Here is a 21,243-nt window from a genome sequence, read left to right on the forward strand (position 1 = left end):
ATAGGAAAAACCCTATTATTTATTTTATAATTTACAAATTTTATAAAGGAAACTTATGAAAAAAACAAATGCAATAGAATTCTTAAGCATTTCTAAGTCATTTGGTTCTATTAAAGCTAATCAAGAAGTAAGTTTTTCAGTTAAAAAAGGTTCCATTCACGCCCTTATTGGAGAAAATGGAGCTGGTAAAAGTACTTTAATGTCAATATTATTTGGTTTATATGAACCTGATAAAGGATCGATTAAAGTTGATGAAAAAGAAGTATTGATTAAAGGACCTAATGATGCTAATCGATTAGGTATTGGTATGGTGCATCAACATTTTAAGTTAGTAAATGTTTATACTAACTTAGAAAATATTGTACTTGGAGATGAATCTTATAATAAAGTAACTAGAATCATTGATTATAAACCAGCGATTCAAAAAATTAAAGCTATTCAGGAAAAATTCGATTTACATTTTGATTTAAATGCAATTACAGGTAGTGAAACTGTAGCAACTCAACAAAAAGTTGAGATTATGAAAATGTTATATCGTGATTCAGATATTTTAATTTTTGATGAACCTACTGCGGTTTTAACTGATGAAGAAATTCAAGGTTTATTACAAACCTTTAAATTATTTAGAGAACAAGGTAAAACTATCTTATTTATTTCACATAAATTAGGTGAAATAAAAGAAGTAGCTGATAATGGTACTATTTTACGTCATGGTCGGGTAATTGAAAACTTTGCAATTGCAGATGTTTCAATTGAACAAATGGCCAATATGATGGTTGGTGGAGAAGTTAAATTAGCTAGAAATAGTTATACTGATGCTTCTGCGAATGATATTATTTTAAGTTTAAAAAATGTATCAACTGAAGGTAAAAAACCTTTACACAATGTTTCTTTTGATATCCATGCTGGTGAAATTCTTGCTATAGCAGGGGTTGAAGGTAATGGTCAAACTGATTTAGAATATGTAATTAGTGGTATTAAAAAACCAGTTACTGGTAAGATAATGCAAAAAAGAACCAAATTGGTTGAAGAAAAATTCAAAACTTTACATAAAGCTAAAGTTAAGAAAAACTACTATTTAACAGCAATATCATTGCTTGTGTTAACTATAGGAATTTTATTATTAGCTTTAAATCAAAAACAAGCTGATATCAATATCATTAATAAAATTGTTGGTGGTATTTTAGTTGGTGGATTTGTTGTATTAGTAGGAAGTATTTTTAATGGTATTTATGGTAATAAAATTCAAAATATTACTACTAATGGTAAAGATAATTTAAAACATAAATTATCAAAAGAAAATAACTTTATATTCAAATCCATTTATTATATTAATTTATTATTTGCAGGAATTAGTATAGTTTTAATTTTAATAAGCTTACTTTACTTAAATAATCAATTATATAACTGATTTGTTTTTGCTGGTGTTTTAGGATTTGTATGAATTTTTGTACTTAATGCTTTTGGGCTATGAAAATTCATTAGCTTATCTAAAAAAATGTATAGCAAAAAAATGAGTTTTGGATTTGTCTTTACTGCTTTTGTTTGATTATTCTTCTTTGTTGAAGGAATTATAGGTTTATTAACTAATTTAAATCTTGAATCAAATCAAAATAACCAATTAACTATCATTTTAACAATTATTAGTGTAATCTCAATACTTGGATTATTAGTTGCTGAAAGTGTAGCTAAAAAGATGGTTTATGCAATGAATTATGTTGATGTAAGTCAAAATAATGATTTAGATTATATTGACTTAAATGAATTTGGAGTTTATGATATTTCAAAATTAGGACTTTCTTATATTCCAAGTGATAGACATAAACATGGTTTAGCTTTAGATTACACTATTAAACAAAATACTGTAATTAGAAAATTATGAGATAAAACTTATTCATTTTTATCAATTTTTAAAAGTAAAGCTATTAACCAAGAAACTCAAGAAATTATTGAAAAATATGATGTTCGTGGAGCTAGACAAGGATGATCTATGGCTAGATCACTTTCTGGTGGAAACCAACAAAAATTTATTGTTGGTAGAGAAATGAATTCAGAGCATGATTTCATTTTAATTGTTCAGCCAACTAGAGGTCTTGATGTTGGAGCTATTAAAAATATTCACGAACGTATTATTCAAGAAAAACAACAAGGTAAAGCAATTTTATTAATTTCATATGAATTAGATGAAGTATTTGCTTTGGCTGACCGTATTGCTGTACTTAACGGTGGAGAAATACAAATTGTACAAACTGCTGATAAATTAACCAGAACTCAAATCGGTATTTATATGGCAAGTAAAAAACAACAAGGAGATTTAAATGAAAACAACTAAAATCAAAACTTCTCCTAAACAAACTTTAGAAAATGTAAGATCTTTTTTAATGTTTGATAATAAAAAAGATTCTAGAAAAAAAATATATGCATCATTATGAGCAATTATTTTTGGTTTATTAATCGCTTCAGTAATTTATGTAATTATTGGTAGAACTGGAGCAAGTGCTCAAAAAACTGGATTATTTACCTTTGTTAATTATTTAATTAAAGGAGCATTACAATCTACTCTTAGAAAAGATTTATATTTACTGATTATCTTTTTTGGATTTTCAGGTTTAGCAGTAGCAGTCAGTTTTAAATCAGGTCTGTTCAACATTGGGGTACCTGCTCAAATGACACTACCTGCTATTCTATTCTTTACTATTATTATTTCTAATAATATTAATCCAGATAAATTAAGTATTAACTACTTAATTGGAATGTTCTTTGTTTTCATTCTTTTAGGATTATTAGTTGGTGCTATATCTGGTATATTAAAAGCTTATTTTAATGTGCATGAAGTTATATCAACTATTTTCTTAAACTGAATCATTACATATTTAGCTTCTTGATTATTTAATAAAAGTAACTTTATTTTCTTTACTCCAAATCAACAAGATCTAACTAATAGATATTTTTCAGATATTTTAGGATTAAGAAAAATAATTATTAGCAATCAAATTACATATCAATTTATTTATGTTGGATTTGCATTATTAATCCTTTTAGCTTTAGGATTATGATTCCTATACAACAAAACTACTTTAGGTTATAAAATCAAAATGGTTGGTATTAACCCTTCAAATGCTGAATATGTTGGTATTAATCGTAAATTAACTACTATTTTAGTTATGTCATTCTCTGGAGCACTTGCGGGATTATCTGGATTTTATTACATAATTTTAAAAGAAGGAAAACTTTCAGGAGATCCTGCACCTTTAAGTATTGGATTTGAATCTATTGCTATTTCATTAATTGCTTTAAATAGTCCTATTGGAGTATGTTTTAGTTCAATGCTATATAGCTTTATTTATAATGGTGCAGTATCATTCCAATTAAAAAATGGATCAGAATCTTTAAAACCAGAGTTCTTCTTATTATTAACTGGTTTAATTATCTTTATGGCTGCTTTATCGGTAATGTTTTACAAATTTAAACCTTTAAGAACATTAGCCAAATATTCTTATTTATTTACCAATAAAGATTATTGATTAAACTTTAAAACTTATCATATTAGTAAAATCAAATACTTATGAAAAGAACGTTTTGTAGTGTATAAACATTTCTTTACTCATTTAAAATTAAAAGCAAAGTTTGCTAAAGAGCAAAAAGAATATGAAAATCAAATCGCTCAGTTAATAAAAAATAAATCGCAAATGAGCAATGATGAAGTAATTGAAATGTATAGTCAAATTGCTAAATTAAAAGTTGAATTTAGAAACAAACAAGTTGAATTTGGACTTAATGAATATGTTGATTTAAGAAATAGATACAAAAATACAGTATATTCTCATAAAAGTCAATACAAATTAATCAAAGAACACTTATACAACCAATTCGTTCAAAATAAAATTTATGCTAAGTACCAAAATTGATTAAATAAAGGGGTGAATTAGTATGACTTTAATTATTACTTATGGATTAATGTTCTTTGCTATTTTAATCCTTGGAACAATTTCTGGTATTTTTTCTGAACGTGTAGGGATTGTAAACATTGCGATTAATGGATTTTTAATTTTTGGTGCTATAAGCTATTTATACATTAGTGAATTTTTATGAAAAGCAATCACTGGAGGAAACTCTGAACTTAAAATTAGTGCTTGATATCAAATTATCGCTACTTTGTTTAGCGCAATTTTAACTTCATTATTTGCAGTATTATTTGGATTTGCAACTATTAAATTAAAATCTGAACAAACTATTTCAGGTTTTGCGATGAACATTTTAGCTGTTGGTATTGCTGCTTTATTAATTATTGTTTTAACAAAACTTCAAGGTCAAGGTTCACAAATTGCTTCAAGATATAAAACAGAATTAGCTCTTAGTGGTGCTCCTGCAGATTGAAGAAATATTATTTCATTTAAATTATTCATTGCTATCATAGTATCAGTTTCAGCTTGATTTGCATTAAGAAAAACTAAATGAGGATTAAGATTTAGATCAATTGGGGAAAACCCTCAAGCTGCTGATGTTGCGGGAATTAACGTTAATAAAACTAAATGACAAGGTATTATTATTGCAGGATTTGTTGCAGGAATTGGTGGATCAATTTTTGCTGAAATGAATAGTGCAGAATTCTCTGTAACTCATGATGTTCAAGGGCTAGGATATATTGCTTTAGCAATTATGATTACTTCTAGATGAAAAGTTTCATTATCTATTTTAGTATCATTATTCTTCTCATTATTATTATCTACTTCATTCTTTGGTGTTTCATTGTTTGGAGCAGGATTTAGTAAATATAAAGAATTATTCTATACCTTACCATATATTATCACACTTGTTATTATGGTCTTTGGAAGTAAAGGTTCTGTTGGACCTGCAGCTGCTGGTGTTCCATATGATAAATCTAAGAGATAGAATTAATAACTCACATAAAGTGAGTTATTTTTTGTATAATTAAAAAAATATCAAAAGGAGAAACGAATGAATTTAAAAAAATATTTATTACTTAGCTTAACAACTATTGCTCCATTAGCTAGTGTTGCAGCAATTGCTTGTTCGAATACAAAAAATGATAAACCTGAACAACCTGGTGCAGGAAATCAAGGATCACAAACCCCAGGATCAGGAAACTCAGGAAATCAAGGATCACAAACCCCAGGATCAGGAAACTCAGGAAATCAAGGATCACAAACCCCAGGATCAGGAAACCAAGAGTCAGGAAACTCAAACAACCAAGGATCACAAACTCCAGGATCAGGAAACCAAGAGTCAGGAAGCTCTAACAATCAAGGATCAGGAGCAGGGGATCAAACTCAAGTTACTGAAGAACAAAAAAATGCATTATTAGAGAAAGTAGCTACTTTTAAACAAAAAGTAACTTCTAAAGTGGATGAATTATTACAATCATCAGATGCTCAAAAACTTGAATCTAATCCTGCTTTTGCAGCTTTAAAAACACATTTAGAAACAAGTAAAACTATTCCTGCAAACTTAGAAACTGAAGCTCAAAATATCACTACAACAGCACAACTAAATCAAGTTAAAACACAACTAACTCAAGCAGAAGCAGCTTTTGATCAATCGATTGAATTGCTTAAAGAGACATTCAAAACTCTTGTTGAGGCTCTTCCTGGAGTTGATAACGCTCAAGAAGCAACTTTATCATTAGAAAACAACTTTACTACTAAAGCTACTGCTTTAGCATCAGTAGAAAAAGCTGTTAACTTTGTTAATGAGTTATTTAAATATATGAAAGAACAAAACGCAAGCTCATCATTTACATTTACTGCTGCAGGAACTGCTCATTCATATACTAAAGAGCAACTAATTGAAAAATATATGCCTACTTTAGATGTATTTAAAGAAGGTGGAACTCATGGAACTACACCTGAAACAGCTTTAAATGGTTTATTAACTAAATTAAATGGTATTAAAACTAAAATTCAAGCAGTAGCTGAAGGTTCTTGAGATGATTCAAAAGAAGAAATGCAAGGATTATTTTTAGACTTTTTTGAAAATAATTTAAATGGTACATTTGCTGAACAATAATAAAAAATATCGAGATTTATCTCGATATTTTCTTTTTACCCTGAGAAACCATTCGTTTTAATTCAAAATCACTACGGTATAAATAATCATCAATTGCTTCAACTAAACCATCTTGTTTAACATCTGAAGTGAAGAATTTTGCATATCCTTTAGTGTGATTATCAGCATTATCCATAACATAAGCATAATCTGATAATTCAAACATTGAAATATCATTTTGACTATCTCCAACAGTCATTGCGTCTTTAATATTCATTTCAAAAACATTATCACACAATCATTTAGCTCCTGTACCTTTAGAAACATTTGATTTAGTTATTTCTATATGTGATTTAACATCACATATATTTAAATCAATATTACGTTCTTTAGCTAAATTATAGAAATTAACTAAATTTTCTCTAGGTCCATAAATTTCAACTTTGTGTACATCATTTGGAATTGAACCATCAGTGATTCAATCGTTATACTCACAAAATTCAGATATAAATTCTTTAAATTCTTGAGTGTATAAATGTAAATAATATTGATGAGTACCAAAGTAATATAAACCAACATTTGTTTCTTTAGCTACTTGGAATACTTTTTCTACTTCAGCAACAGGCATATATTCAACATGTAAGATTTCTTTAGTTAAATTATCAAATATCAATGCTCCATTAGAACATACAATATATCTTGATGATAATTGATCACATAATCTTTGAATTTTATTAAATGGTCCATTACCAGTATTAATAACAAAAGGAATGTTTTTTAAACTTAATTCTTTTGTCTTATTAATGGTATTTGTACTTAATGTCTTATCTGGGAATGGGTAAATTGTCCCATCGACATCACTAAAAATTGCTCATTTATTAATCATAGTTATTTAATTATAAATAAAAATGTATAAAATAAAATTATGAACAATATAATTAATATTTTGCAAGCTAAAATTAAAAGAGATAAAAACAAACTTATTGTATATCGTTTTTTAGATTGATTTTTTTCAATTTTAATTGCGATTTTAAACATTACTTTGATTTCTATAGCAATTTATACTCTAGTAAATTTGATTCATATTACTAATTTACATAAAAAAAATCCTACTGAACAATATAAAATTGATGCATCATTTTATTTATTAATTGCTTTGGTGATCTTAATTATTACTTCTTTGATGCTTACTATTGTTTTAGCCGTTTATAAACAAAATACTAATCAAGCAACTTATAAAAAACTTTATAGTACATTAAAATATGTGCAAACCAAATATGAAGCAAACAAAATCACTTATGAGCAATATCAAGATACTATTGAGCAGTTATATCAAAGAGCTAAGTACAAAAATAAATTTGTGATTAAAAAGATAGTAAAAGATGAAATGGTTAAATGAGGTTAAAATGAATGTCGAGTTTTTAAATAAAAAAATTGAAAAAATATATAAGAAAATTAAATTACAATATTATGTTTATGCTACTTTTTATTACATTTTAAATATGATTACTATTTTTGCTGCTTTAGTAATAGGTGTATTAGCTGTATATTATCTTGCAGGAAGTAATAAGCTAGGAGAAAGACAAAATATATTAAATAACCCTTGATATAATGAAGTGCTTGTAGGGGTTGGGTTTTATCCAGTATTAACCACTAGTATCAACTCTTTTATTGGTTTTGTATCAGGGATATTATCATTTTTTGTTGTTAACAAAAAATATCAAGATCGCAAAATACAATCTAAAAAAATTCAATTACATATTTTAATTTGTAAAGAGCAATTATCGATATATAAAAATATCGATAATGAAGGTGAAAGATTATTTATGTTATACAAAAATATTTTAAATATCTTAGAAATTGATAAATACAGCTATCAAGATTTAATTAATGAGGATTTCAATGAAACAAAATAATTCAAATAATATCTCTTTAAAAGAGAAAGAAAAGTTTATTAAAAACAAATATTTTAAAAGTAAGTCAATATTTATTATTTTAAGTATTCTTTCAATTTCTATTGCTTCATTAACTGTTGTTTTAAACTTGTTTTCAATTAGATATAATGAAGCAAATAACACCATAATGACTTTGTTTATTACCATAGCAATCATTAACGTAATTGGTACTTTTTGTGTATCGATTCAATCATTTTTTAATATCACAAATAAGAAAAATATTTTAAATGAAAATATTGAACAAAATCAATTAACTATCAAAAATATTCAAGAAAATAAAGATATTACTGAGAAAGATTTAGAAAACATTATTCAAACTTTTGAATAATGTTTTTATTAATTTGAAAAAGAGTAAAATTTAAATAATATATATAAATTTTATTAGGAGTAATATCATGAATTTAAAGAAATATTTAGCACTTAGTTTTGGTGCAATTGCACCATTAGCAACTATTGGGATGGTTGCTTGTCAAAATCCAACTAATAATGGAGATAATAAAAATAAAGGTGGTAACAAAGATAATAATGTTACACCAGATCCAAAATTAGCAACCCAAGACCAAAAAAATACATTAATCCAAAAAATTAAACTTAAACAAACTAATTTTTCTACACAAATAGCTCAACTTTTAGAGAAAGTTAATGATAAAATTAAAAGCATTGATGGAACCAATCCGTTTGAAGCATTAAAAACTCAAATAGAAGCCTTTAAAAATACTCCAGCAACAGTTTGAGAACAAAGAATTAACTCTGCTACAAAAAAAGATGAACTAGATCAAATTGAAAAAGATTTTGATAAAGCTATGGAAGCTTTAGATACATTTGTAAATAATCTTACACAACAAATTGAGACTTTATTAAAATATGATAGTGAAAAAACAGCAGATGATAATCCAAATAAAAAAGAAGAATCATCAAATAACTCACCAACTACACCAGGTACATCAAACTCTGCAAATGAAAGTAAATATATTTACACATATGATGCTAATAACGATTACTACAAACCTTTAGAAGGAAAAAGTGGTAAAGAATTATTTGATGCAATTTTAGCTTTACAAAAATCTAAATTACATCCACATTCTGGAGCTTATAATGATCTTGTGAGATTTTACGTAGAAAGTAAAGCTTTTAAAGATTTATATTATGAAAAAGATGGAAGTTTATTAGATATTTATTCTGAAAATCCTAATGGCAAAGATCCGTATGAATATACAACATATCAATCAGGAAATTATAAAAAAGAAGGTGATTCAACCAATAGAGAACACTTAATTCCACAATCATGATTTAATAAAGAAGAACCAATTAGATCTGATAGTCAATTTGTATGACCTACAGATAGTAAAGTTAATGGCATTAGATCTAATTACCCTCATGATGTTGTTAAAACCGTGTCTGAAACATCAGAAAATGGATCAAAATTAGGGACTAATGCTGATGGTCAAAAAGTTTTTGAACCAATTGATGCATTTAAAGGAGATGTAGCAAGAGCTTATTTATATTTTGCGGCCACATATTCATTTGGTAATATTAACGGATTAAGCATTTATATGAAGAATAGTATTTTTGATAGAAATGATACATTTGGACTTCCTTTATACTGAATTAATTTATATGTAAATTGAGATAAAAAAGATCCAGTAGATATGTTTGATATTACAAGAAATAATGAGAGTGCTAAATACGAGTCTTTACGTAATCCATTTATTGATTATCCAGATTTATATAACAACTTATTTATTGAAAATCCTAAACCATTTGTTAATAAAGGAATATTAATTAGTGCTAAATTAAATCCTAATTATAAAGATACAAATAGTTCATCAAATGTTAATATAAATATTCCGGATAATAATACTCCAAGAAATAATTCTTCAACAACAAATAATAGCCCATCTAACAATGGAAATTCATCAAGTTCTATGGATAACAGTGCTAATTTAGATCAATACGCTGATGCATTTAAAAATGGGTATCAAATTGATCAAGCTAAAAAAGAAGAATTAATCCAAAACTTAAATCAAAATCATGTTATTAGATTTGATTATAAAAATAATTCACTAATTATTCTTACAAACAATTCAAAACCCGATTGAAAACAAGAAACTAATATTTTAAGATTTGCAACATTTAATGGTAATTTACCAAGAGGGATACAAATGGCTAATGAAGAATCAGAAAATGGTGATACAAGATTCGGATCAAACTTATCATATACATTTACTGATAATAAATTAACCATTAAATTCAAAGTTGCTAAATATAAAGGTAAAAATAAAGCTCAAGATGTATCTAATACAATCAATACATTAGAATTTACTTTAAGTTAACAAAAAATACAACCAAAATGGTTGTATTTTTCTTTGCAAAAACTAGCAATATTAATAACTTTGCTATAATATAACTAATATTTTTATTTAATAAAAATAACATTCATTTAATTTTAATAATTAATTTAGGAGATATATGGAAAACGTCAATATTTTTGCCTTAGGAGGGCAAGATGAAAATGGTAAAAATTGTTATGTTTTAGAACATAACAATAATATTTATATCATTAATACAGGGGTTAAAATACCAATCAACTCACAAAATGGAGTAGACACATTAATTCCTGATTTTAGTTATTTAGAAAAAAATAAAAACAAAATTCAAGGTGTTTTTATTAGTGATATTAAAAATGAAACTTTTTCTGCTTTACCATGATTGGTAATGAAAATACCTGGATTAGTAATCTATACTTCTGCTTTTAATAAGGTTTTAATTCTTGAAAGATTAAGTAAATATAATATTTCAGATGCTAATTATAAAGTTCAAGTTATTAATCAACCAATTAAATTAGGTCAATTAACAATTAAACCATTTGCTTTAAGTGGAAGTTTACCTGGTAATATTGGTTTTGATTTTATGACTAAAAATGGTGATTATTTATTTATGTTTAACTTTGTTGAAGGTAATTTAGGTATTTATGGAAAAACTTACTTTAAAGAATTAAGACAATTTTTAGGAAATAATAAAATAAATGCTTTGGTAGTAGATGCTGGAAAAAGTAATTTTAATTCTAAAGCAATTAATAAATTAAATAAAAGTGCTCAAATTGATCAAGCTTTTGAAAATGCAGATCCTAAAGCTAAAATTGTTGTTGGAGCATATGATGAAGAAATGGTTGTTTTAGAGCAAGTATTACGTAATGCTAAAAAATACAATCGTCCTGTAGCTATGTATGGTAAAACTTATGCTCAATTACTTTATTTAATTACCCAAGTTAATAATAAATTAGAACTTCCTCAAATCATAGATCATAAAACTATTAATAAAACTGAAAATGTAGTGGTTTTAGTTACTGGATCAATTGAGCGGTTATATGCAAGATTTTTAAGAATTACAGATAATAAAGATGTTTATTTAAGATTAAATAAAGCAGATACAGTTATAATGCTTGCTCCACCAGTAAATGGTTTAGAATCTCTAGCTGCAGTTACATTGGATGAAATTGCTAAAATTTGTTCTAAGATTTATGATATTCAAGAAAGTGAATACTTTAGATCCAGACCATCAAAACACGATATTTACAACTTAGTTAAAACATTAAAACCAAAAACAGTAATTCCTGCTCAAGGGTTATATAGATATTTAGTAGATGCTTCAAATTACTTAATGGAAGATAAAGAATTAAAGAAAAATATGCATCCTATAATTTTACAAAATGGTAAAGTTGTCCATTATGTTGATGGTAATTTATTTAGCTTAAATGGAAAAGTTAAAGAAGTTGGAGATACTATCATTGATGGATTTGGAGTTGGAGATATTTCTTCGGAAGTTATTGCTGAAAGAGATTCTTTAGGTAGAGAAGGGGTGATTATTATTAATACTCTTTATTCACCTAAATCAAAAAAAATTATCTCAAAATTACACATTAATTATGTTGGAGTAATTGATGAAACTGATCAACCTGAAATTAATAAATTAATTAAATCAATTTTAATTGAAACATTTAATAGTAAACAATTTAGTTCAATGCGTGAATTAAATGAAAAAGTTAGAAAAATTATTCGTAAGAAAATATTTAAACTAACTGATAAAGATCCAATGGTTGCATTAACTTTAACTAAATTATAAAAATGACTAAAAAACAATTTTATAACAAACTTGGTTTAAGTTATATTGAATCTGATGTTCAACAAAATAATGGATTTACTACAGGTATTAAAACAATATGACTTATATTATTAACTATAATATGGTTAGTTCTTTGTGTTTTTAGCATCGCTTTTGCTTATGGGATCAATAATAAGGTTTTAAACTACATTTATATTTATTCTTTGGATTTGGTGTTTGGTAATTTAATTTGAATTTTTCTGCCTTATTTTGCTTTTATCTTAATTGTTTTGATTTTAGAAAATATTTTTAAACAAAAAACAGTTGCTTGGTTTAAAAGAATTTATAAAATTCATTGATTTTATGCTAAAAAAATGATTATAAAAGCTAGTATATATTTATTACTAGCTTTTATACTTATGGATAATATAATTCTTTATTTTACTAATGGGATTGAATTAAATTTTGAATCAGAAAAAGTTTATTTATTGTTTATAAATGGTTGATGAAAATATTTTAAAGAAGGTTTTTATCAAACCAAACATATGGGTTTTGTGTTTGATACTATTATTAATTTAACTTATTTAATTACTTTATCAAGTATTGTTCCATTTCTTTTAATGTTTATCTTTTTCTTTTTAGCGATATTAAATTTACAACCATATAAGAAAATTAAAGATAAATTTCTTTCAATTTTAGGATTAAAAAATAAATGATTAAGCATTTATAAATTTAATGAAACAACAAATAATTTGCATTCAGTTTTAAAAGCTACTTCGGAAGTAATGATATATATTGATGCTATTTTTTATTTAGCTAGAAGAAAGAAATTAGATTTAAATAAGAATTTTTTAGCTTTAGAAAAAGAAATTAGATTAAAAGTTAGTTTTCATGAAATTAAACATTTTTTAGAAAAACATAAAAAAGAACAAAAACAACATTTAATTAATTTAGAATTACAAAGCAAGAAAACAGTTGTAGAACCATTTTTTGCTCAACAACTAGATAATAAGCAAATGATCAATAAAAACAATGAGGATAAAATAAGTTTTTCAGCTAATGTGGATGATTTTTTCAAATTAGATGACAAAGAAGGTGAAAATGATTAAACAATATTTATGAGAAGAAGCTAAAGAAATCTTAGATAATAACAAAGATAACAAATTAATTTTTCTAACTTTTACCACCAAATGATGTGGTGATTGTAAAATGATGAAACCTGTAATACAAAGATTATCAGAAAAATATCAAAATAAGAAAAATGTTACATTTATTGAAGTAGATGCTGAAGAAGCTAAGTTATTTAGAGAAGTTGATAATAAATGAAACGTTTTAAGAGTTCCAACTTTTATCTTACTTAAAGGCCAAGAGATAGTTGAAAAAGGATATGAATATATTCCTGAAGAAATCTTAAGTAATTGAATTGATAAAAAAATTTAAGATATAAAAGCAGTATAATCCTGTGTTTCCAAGTTTTGACCAATTTTTTAGCACTTTTCCACACTTACTATACTACGTATAGTAAAAAAATTATTTTTTCCACATAATTACATTGTAATTATGGTATAATTAGGAGTATGAAAAAAGAAAAGTGAATTATTGTTAGAAGTAAAAGAAAAGACACATACTACATCACAGCAGCTATCTCAAATGGTCATGCTAGAGGTTATAAGAGAAGTATTGGTTTGGGGAATTTAGAAAAATTAGAAAAATCTACAAAAGACCCAATTAATCTCTTAAAAGAAGCTTGTGTTAGTTGAGATCCTGAATGACCTAAAGACAAAATTTTGCAAGAAGTAAATAAAGTTCTTAAAAATTCAGTTGTTGAATCAAAAGTTGTTAATTATGGTCATCAAGTTTTATTTAACACAATTGATGACTTGGATATTTTTGAGAAGACAAAAGAAACAAGATCAAAAGAATTAATAAAAATATTGAAATTTATAATTTCAACACGTATCCTAAAACAACAAAGTCTTATTAAAACTTTTGAAAGTATTCCTGATTATGAAATTGAATTTGATTCAAAAAAGACTACATTTTACAACTCTTTAGATTATCTTTCAGATAATAAAACAACTATTTTAAAAAACATCAATAATTCATTAATTTCTAAAAACCTAAGATCTGTTGATGTTATGTGATTTGATTCATCAACTGTATATTTTGAAACTTTTACAAGTTTAGGTCTTAAACACCCTGGATATTCAAAAGATGGAAAATTCAAAGAAGATCAAATTGTAGTGGGTTTAATCACTGATGAAAATGGTATTCCAATCCATTACAAATTATTTAAAGGCAATACAGCTGACCCAAATACTTTCATTCCATTTATCAACGAAATCAAGAAAATTTACAACCTTAGAATGGTTACAATAATTGCTGATAGAGGAATGAGTACCAATAAAAACATTAGATTCCTAGAACAAAATAATATTGATTTTATAATCTCTTACAGATTAAAAATCGCTACTAAAAGAACTAAATTATTCGCTCAAGATCCTGAAGGATATGTTGATTTAGATAATTTTAAATTTAAAGAAGAAACTTATGAATCGCTATGACAGAAAAAACGTCCAAACGGAAGAACTAGACGTAGAATAATAACTTATAGTGAAAAACGTGCTAAAAAAGATAAACAAGATAGACAAATTCTTATTGATAATTTCAATAAAAAAGCTAAAAATGGTATTGTTGCTCAAGCTGATTTGCTTGCTGGTAAAAAATACAAATTCTTTAAAGAAATTGAAAATGGTAAAACAACTTCATACAAGTTAGATTATGAAAAAATCGAGAGAGATAAAAAGTTTGATGGTTTATACGCTTACGAAACATCAAGACACGATCTTACAGTTCAAGATGTTGTTGATTTATATGCAAAACAATGACAAGTTGAAGAAAACTTTAGAACATTAAAAAACGCTTTAAGAATCAGACCTGTGTATGTGCGAAGTGACAAACACATTGAAGGATATTTTCTTTTATGCTTTATATCATTGGTTCTTATGAGATATTTACTAACTTTAGTAAATAAAAACTTAGAACCTGTATTAGGTGTTAAAAACGAAAGATTTACTAACACAAGATTAATAAAAGCAATTTTAAGTGCTAATAAATATGTTGAAGTGATAAATTCAAAAATTATCACTGAAAAATTAATAGAAAATAAAGATAATATGCAATATTTAAATGATTTTGCTATTATCAAAAAGATATTAGAAACTCAAAAACCTTAAATTACAATGTAAATTTTTGAAAAAGTTAAAAAAAGAGCAATAAAATGCTCTTTTTATCGTTTTTTGTTAAAACTTGGAAACTCAGGAGATTCAAAAAGGATATTTATTTATTGGCGATAATCTTTCGTTATTAAAATTTATCAAAACCAATATTAAAGATTATTCTGCTGAATCAACTTATTATTTAGTTTATACTAAATTTGATTTTGATATCTTAGACGCAAATGAGAACAAAATCTTTTAATTAGCTATAGGTATTTACCTATAGCTTTTTTTATCCTTATATTATGAAATTTTTTCATTAAACAAATAATTTTTAAAGATTGGTTATAACATATTATTAAAAAATATAAAATTAATAATATATATAAATTTAAGTTAAGGAGTTATTATGAAATTCAAAAAAATGTTACTACTATTAGGAGGATCAATGATCACTCCAATTAGTTTAGTTTCTTGTGTTAATCCTAACACTTCAAATACTGAAAAAGAGAAATTTAACCAATATATTCAATCATTGCAAGGAATGGCAGAAATTTACTCTCAGAATAATCAATCTAGCTATGCTAATTATTTAAATAAATTAGTTACTAATGCTTTAGTTAAAAGCAAAAATAAAACTGCATCATTGACACAAATCACTAATAAAATTAATGATGAATTAAAATTACTTGATCAAGCTCAAAATAATGGTCTAACTATAGAAGAGCAAATTGAATTAAACAACAAGCAAAAAGAACCTGTAGAACCTATTAAACCAACAGAACCAGTTAAGCCTATAGAACCTGTAAAACCAGTGGACCCTGTTACTCCAATTGAACCCATTAAACCAATAGAACCCATTAAACCTATTGAACCTATAAAACCAGTAGATCCAGTTAAACCTATTGAACCTATTAAACCTGTTGAACCTACTAAACCAGAAACACCAGTAGAAAATGTGTCTTCTAATGAATTTTCTATTGATTATACTAAAGCTACATATCAAGATGTTGTTGCTAAATTACAAAACTTATTAAACAAAAAAAGTAGTCCTACTAAATATGGTCAACTAGAAGCTTCAAAAACTTTAGAATACCAAAACTTATTCCAAGTATATAAAAACGGATACATTGGTATCAAAAGTGGCGGAAATGAAGATAATAATAAATTAGTTTCATATACTGGTGAAGGATTATCTAAATATTTAAATGGTTCTATAACTACCAATGTAGATAAAAAAGTGATTTCATTAACACTTATAGTTGATCAACAAAAAAGTATTGTATTAGATTTATCTAAATTTAAAGGATTTAATGATCAACCTACTGAAAACGTAGAAAAACCTATAATAACAGATACACATAATAACACTCAACCTAAAGAACCTGAAAAAGACAAAACACCTGCTGATAACACACCTGTACAACCAGTAAATCAATTTACTGTTGATTATACTAAAGCCACATATCAAGATGTTGTTGCTAATTTACAAAACTTATTAGATAAAAAAAGAAGTCCTATTAAATTTAACCAATTAGAAGCTTCAAACACTATTAGCTACAGCAACTTATTCCAAGTTTACAATAATGGATTTATTGGTATTAGTAGTGGTGGAAATGCAGAAAATAATCAATTAGTCTCATATACTACTAAACCTAATGAAAAATACTTAAATGGTGAAATAACAACTGATTCAAATAAAAAAGTTATTTCATTAACTTTAATAATTAGTGATAATGAAAAAGTAGCATTAGATTTATCTAAATTCAATGGTTTTAATGATCAACCTACTGAAAATGTAGAGCAACCTAATAATCCTACTGATCCAGTAGCTCCAGTTGAACAACCTCAACCTCCTGTTAATCCAAACAACCCAACCAATCAACCTAACATTGATACAAATTCAGGAAATAATAACCCAGTTGTTGAAATAAGTGATCAAGAAAAACTAGATAATTGAGCTAATGAACACGCTTCAAACATTGTAAAAGTTGATGATTTAAAACAACTTTATGATGCTATTTCTCAAAAATTAACAAATAATAAAGCTACTTTACCTTTTGTTTGAAAAACTAACAAAAAAGAAAATATTAATGAATTAAGATTTAATATTGACAAAAATAATTTTATAACTCCTGACTTTTGCAGTTAAAAAATTTTTACTTATATACATAGTATATAAGTAATATTAATTTTTTTACTTGTTATTCTGTTAGAATATGATATAATGCGAATATGTTTGTGAAAATTAGTAAAGTAAGTGGTGTTGAATATGTAACACTAGTGGAATCAAAATGAGACAAAGTTAAAAAGAAAGCAGTTCATAAAGTTGTACAAAGATTGGGTAGAAAAGAAGATTTAATAGCAAACGATCCACTTGCTATTGAAAAATTAAAAGAAGAATGTAAAAAGTCAAAAGCAAAAATATCAGAAGCAAATCAATTAGTAACTGATGTTATGGATTCACTTCTTCATAATGTACTTCTTACTGATAACGAAACTTTAGACACTATGTGTTATGGTAATTTGATTTATAGAAAATTATTCAAAACACTAAAGTTAGACAAGTTTTTCAATAAAGTTGATAAAAGTTATAGGACAAAATACTCACTTTCTGAACTTACAGAATTCTTAGTAACTTCAAGAATTTTAAGACCTGAATCAAAACTTCAAACTTTCAATCAAAAAGAAAAATTTATTACAAATTATGACTTTTCTCTTGAGTCAGTTTATAGATCACTTGAAAAAATTGGTAAAGAAAAAAGCAAGGTTGTAAGTTATTTAAACAAACAGTTATCAAGCTTGTACAATAGAGATTTAACACATTGTTATTATGATGTAACAACAATTTATTTTGAAAGTTTTGACGCTGATGAATTAAGAAATTTTGGTTTTTCAAAAGACTTAAAAGTGAATCAAACACAAGTGGTTTTAGCACTTGCTATTGATAACAAAGGTATTCCTATTACATATGAAGTTTTTCCCGGAAATACTAATGAATTCAAAACATTTTTACCATTTTTAGAGAGTTTGAAAAACAATTTTGGTTTCCAAAACATCACAATTATTGCTGATAAAGGCTTAAATTCTAAAAATAACCTATTAGAAATGAAAAAATTAGGTTACAACTACATCATTACTGAAAAAATAAAATCATTAGATAAAAAGGTGTCTGATGCATTTGATTTAGATACTTTTGAAAGTGTTACAGATAAATTTTTCGTGAGAAAAATACCTGTAATTGACTATGTTAATAGTGACGAAAAAGTCTATGCTCTAGATGATGAATTAGTTTTAACTTACTCAAGCGAAAGATCAAAATATGACTTATATCACATTGAAAAATTAAAACAAAAAGCTACTAAACTAATTGAACAAAAGAACCATACAACATACAAATCATCTATTAATACAGGTGGCAAAAAGTATATTTCAAGTAAAGTTGAAAACGTTGAATTCAATCAAAAACAATATGATAAAGATTTAAAGACAATTGGGTTTTATGGGATAAGAACTAATATTAAAGAAATTGATCCAATGAAAATTTATAAACAATTAAGAGGTTTATGAAAGATTGAAGAATCTTTTAGAGTGCTTAAAACCAATTTTGAAGCAAGACCAGTTTATGTGTGAAAAAAGGAATCTATTTTAGGTCATTTCTTAATTTGTTATATATCTTTAGTTATTCAAAGATATCTTGAATTATTATTAAAAGAAACAGTAAATTTTGAAAAAGATGATCAATATTTAACTACATCTAAAATTATAAAAACCTTAAATGAGAAAGCTACAGTAGTCATTTGAGGAGAAGATAAAGAACATTTTTTAAGATTAAAAATGGATGAAGGACTTACAAGAATATTAAAAGCATTTAATATTAATTCACTACCTAAATATGGTAAGGTTGAAAATTTAAGTTCTATTATACTAGGAAAAAGATAAACAAAAAGACGAAAACGCAATAAATACAGGGGTTTTCGTCTTTTCTTTAACCATAACTGCAAAAGTCAGGAAAAACTAGATAATTGAGCTAATGAACACGCTTCAAACATTGTAAAAGTTGATGATTTAAAACAACTTTATGATGCTATTTCTCAAAAATTAACAAATAATAAAGCTACTTTACCTTTTGTTTGAAAAACTAACAAAAAAGAAAATATTAATGAATTAAGATTTAATATTGACAAAAATAATTTTATAACTCTTAAAATGAATATCGATCTACCTAATACATATAAGTTAGGTAATATAAGTAATAAAGGTAACTATAGTCCTAAATTAGAAGAAACTTTTGATGAAACATCAAAAGTATTAACTCTTACATACTATGTATGATCAAAAAATCTTCACTCTACAAATACTTATACATCAACTATTGATTTTTCATCTTTAACAACTTCTTCAAATGAGAACGAAAATACTCAACCAAAACCAGAAGACACAACTCATAACGAAGATCAAACTCCACCTGTATCAACTATAGATAATAATGGTTCTAATTCTGATGACACAAATGAATCTTCAAATCCTCAGCCATTAGTTAATGGAGGTCAACCAAATCATTCTAACGAAACAGGTGATTCTAATCCTGTTGTATCAGAACCATCACCAGTCAATGATGCCCCCGCAGAACCCCAACCAGTTGCTGAAACACCAAAAGAAGCTGTATTATTTGATGTAGATAAAAATAAATTAAAAGAAAAATTAAAAAGTAAGACAAAAGATCTTGTGACATATAAAGCTTGAGGCGATCAATTTGAAACAATCTTTGGTATTAAAAGTGGTGACATTAAAGAAGATAACAAAATATTCACATTAAAAAATGAATTTCAAGGAAAACTTAAATATTCTGGCGACAAGAAAAAAAGTAAAAAAATCATACAATACTACCTAAATGCAAATTACGATCAAGAAAATAAAAAATTCATAATAACATATAAACTTAAAGATAGTGATGAAGAACATACTTTTACAGTAGATTTAAATGATTAAATTATAATGAGCAATTAAAAATTGCTCATTTTTTAATCTCTTTAAGATCAGAGAAATTTATACTTTGACTTTAAAACCAAAATACTTTATATGAAAATGGTTTAAATAATTTTCATATATTTTATAGTAACTCGTTTAATATTAATGGCTTTAAGTATAATAAAAATAAGACTTATTTTTGTGTAAAAATCATTATATTATTCATATTTTAATAAAGGAGAGTATCTATGCTGTTAGCAGAATTATTAAACAAAAGAACCACATTACAAAAAGAAATGGGACAAATTAAAATTTGATTAAAACAAAACTCAATTTCAACAGTTGGTAATGAAAACAATAAAGAATGATTAGAAAAATACGATTTACTTTGTGAATATGAAGTTGAACTTCAAAACACAATAACTTTAATTAACGAAACTAACAACAAAGTTAAAGCTGGAAATTTCCAAAACATTAATGCTATGTTACTTCAAAGAGATCTACTTAATAAAAAAATATCATTTTTAGAACAAATAACCGAAACAATTCAAAACGCTAAAAGAGAGGAAATTAGAGCTTTTAAATATCAAAAAGAAGATGTAAAAATAACTCCAATGTTTATTAATGCATTAGATTTTCAAGAAGAAATTCTAAAATTAAAAAACGAACTTAAAAAGTTAGAAAACTTAATTCAAAGAACTAATTGAACTACTGAAGTTTAAAAATAGTTATATAAACTTGCTAAGTTTATAATTTATAGGGTTAATATCAAACACATTCTCAATCTACAATATTTTTTAAATATTGTAGTAAATATCTTAAACATTAAATGAGACATTTGTCAACCAAAGTAGTGTTATGGATCAATTTAATATAAAAGTTTTCAATTTACAATTTACACCACCATATCACTTTTACAATTTAAAATTGCACAATTTATAAATAACAATTTAATTACATTTGAGATGCTTAAATTTTAGATTAAAACTAAT

The 21,243-nt window shown here is 25.6% G+C and carries 18 protein-coding genes; 17 read left to right on the forward strand and 1 reads right to left on the reverse strand.

Annotated features, from left to right (window positions below):
* Window positions 1–55 precede the first annotated feature (55 nt).
* The 4 genes from GE118_RS02320 to GE118_RS02335 all read left to right on the forward strand — a co-directional run bounded on the left by GE118_RS02320 (window position 56) and on the right by GE118_RS02335 (window position 6,027).
* Window positions 56–2,332: an ATP-binding cassette domain-containing protein gene (locus tag GE118_RS02320; protein ID WP_158763843.1), complete on the forward strand. Its 2,277-nt coding sequence runs from the start codon at window positions 56–58 to the stop codon at window positions 2,330–2,332.
* On the forward strand, window positions 2,319–3,929 hold the full coding sequence (locus GE118_RS02325; RefSeq protein ID WP_158763844.1) for an ABC transporter permease: 1,611 nt from the start codon (window positions 2,319–2,321) through the stop codon (window positions 3,927–3,929). The genes GE118_RS02320 and GE118_RS02325 overlap by 14 nt, the downstream gene beginning before the upstream one ends.
* Window position 3,930: 1 nt before the next feature.
* Window positions 3,931–4,893, forward strand: coding sequence for an ABC transporter permease (locus tag GE118_RS02330; protein ID WP_158763845.1), 963 nt, complete (start codon window positions 3,931–3,933; stop codon window positions 4,891–4,893).
* 66 nt (window positions 4,894–4,959) lie between these two features.
* Entirely contained in the window at window positions 4,960–6,027 is a 1,068-nt protein-coding gene (locus tag GE118_RS02335; protein WP_158763846.1) for a hypothetical protein, read from the forward strand.
* Window positions 6,028–6,043: 16 nt separating this feature from the next.
* Here GE118_RS02335 and GE118_RS02340 read toward each other — a convergent pair whose 3' ends face one another.
* Window positions 6,044–6,892: an HAD-IIB family hydrolase gene (locus GE118_RS02340; RefSeq protein WP_370452023.1), complete on the reverse strand. Its 849-nt coding sequence runs from the start codon at window positions 6,890–6,892 to the stop codon at window positions 6,044–6,046.
* Window positions 6,893–6,931: 39 nt separating this feature from the next.
* On the opposite strand from GE118_RS02340, the gene GE118_RS02345 reads away from it, so the two are divergent.
* The 13 genes from GE118_RS02345 to GE118_RS02405 all read left to right on the forward strand — a co-directional run bounded on the left by GE118_RS02345 (window position 6,932) and on the right by GE118_RS02405 (window position 20,973).
* Window positions 6,932–7,411 carry a hypothetical protein gene (locus tag GE118_RS02345; protein WP_158763847.1) on the forward strand — a complete coding sequence of 160 codons (480 nt, stop codon included), beginning with the start codon at window positions 6,932–6,934 and terminating at the stop codon, window positions 7,409–7,411.
* Window positions 7,389–7,922 carry a DUF4231 domain-containing protein gene (locus tag GE118_RS02350; protein ID WP_158763848.1) on the forward strand — a complete coding sequence of 178 codons (534 nt, stop codon included), beginning with the start codon at window positions 7,389–7,391 and terminating at the stop codon, window positions 7,920–7,922. The genes GE118_RS02345 and GE118_RS02350 overlap by 23 nt, the downstream gene beginning before the upstream one ends.
* Window positions 7,909–8,289, forward strand: a complete 381-nt coding sequence (locus tag GE118_RS02355) for a hypothetical protein (RefSeq protein ID WP_158763849.1) — start codon at window positions 7,909–7,911, stop codon at window positions 8,287–8,289. Before GE118_RS02350 ends, GE118_RS02355 begins: the two co-directional genes overlap by 14 nt.
* A gap of 67 nt (window positions 8,290–8,356) precedes the next feature.
* Window positions 8,357–10,294: an endonuclease gene (locus GE118_RS02360; protein ID WP_158763850.1), complete on the forward strand. Its 1,938-nt coding sequence runs from the start codon at window positions 8,357–8,359 to the stop codon at window positions 10,292–10,294.
* A 136-nt stretch (window positions 10,295–10,430) separates the two neighbouring features.
* A complete protein-coding gene (locus GE118_RS02365; protein WP_158763851.1) occupies window positions 10,431–12,083 on the forward strand; it encodes a ribonuclease J in 1,653 nt (550 codons plus the stop codon).
* Window positions 12,084–12,085: 2 nt separating this feature from the next.
* Entirely contained in the window at window positions 12,086–13,171 is a 1,086-nt protein-coding gene (locus tag GE118_RS02370) for a hypothetical protein (protein ID WP_158763852.1), read from the forward strand.
* Window positions 13,164–13,502: a thioredoxin family protein gene (locus tag GE118_RS02375; RefSeq protein ID WP_158763853.1), complete on the forward strand. Its 339-nt coding sequence runs from the start codon at window positions 13,164–13,166 to the stop codon at window positions 13,500–13,502. Before GE118_RS02370 ends, GE118_RS02375 begins: the two co-directional genes overlap by 8 nt.
* 137 nt (window positions 13,503–13,639) lie before the next feature.
* Window positions 13,640–15,298 (forward strand): IS1634 family transposase, encoded by a 1,659-nt coding sequence (locus GE118_RS02380; RefSeq protein ID WP_158763429.1) that lies wholly within the window; start codon window positions 13,640–13,642, stop codon window positions 15,296–15,298.
* Between the two features lie 73 nt (window positions 15,299–15,371).
* A complete protein-coding gene (locus GE118_RS02385) occupies window positions 15,372–15,542 on the forward strand; it encodes a hypothetical protein (RefSeq protein ID WP_158763854.1) in 171 nt (56 codons plus the stop codon).
* Between the two features lie 147 nt (window positions 15,543–15,689).
* Window positions 15,690–17,432: a hypothetical protein gene (locus tag GE118_RS04365; protein ID WP_233262740.1), complete on the forward strand. Its 1,743-nt coding sequence runs from the start codon at window positions 15,690–15,692 to the stop codon at window positions 17,430–17,432.
* 83 nt (window positions 17,433–17,515) lie between these two features.
* On the forward strand, window positions 17,516–19,222 hold the full coding sequence (locus GE118_RS02395; RefSeq protein WP_158763855.1) for an IS1634 family transposase: 1,707 nt from the start codon (window positions 17,516–17,518) through the stop codon (window positions 19,220–19,222).
* 267 nt (window positions 19,223–19,489) lie between these two features.
* Complete coding sequence (locus GE118_RS02400) at window positions 19,490–20,272, forward strand: hypothetical protein (RefSeq protein WP_158763856.1); 783 nt, start codon at window positions 19,490–19,492, stop codon at window positions 20,270–20,272.
* A gap of 227 nt (window positions 20,273–20,499) precedes the next feature.
* Entirely contained in the window at window positions 20,500–20,973 is a 474-nt protein-coding gene (locus GE118_RS02405) for a DIP1984 family protein (protein WP_158763857.1), read from the forward strand.
* Window positions 20,974–21,243 lie beyond the last annotated feature (270 nt).

Origin of the sequence: Mycoplasma sp. NEAQ87857 (genome assembly GCF_009792315.1) — a bacterium.
Lineage (GTDB): Bacteria > Bacillota_I > Bacilli_A > Mycoplasmatales > Metamycoplasmataceae > Mycoplasmopsis.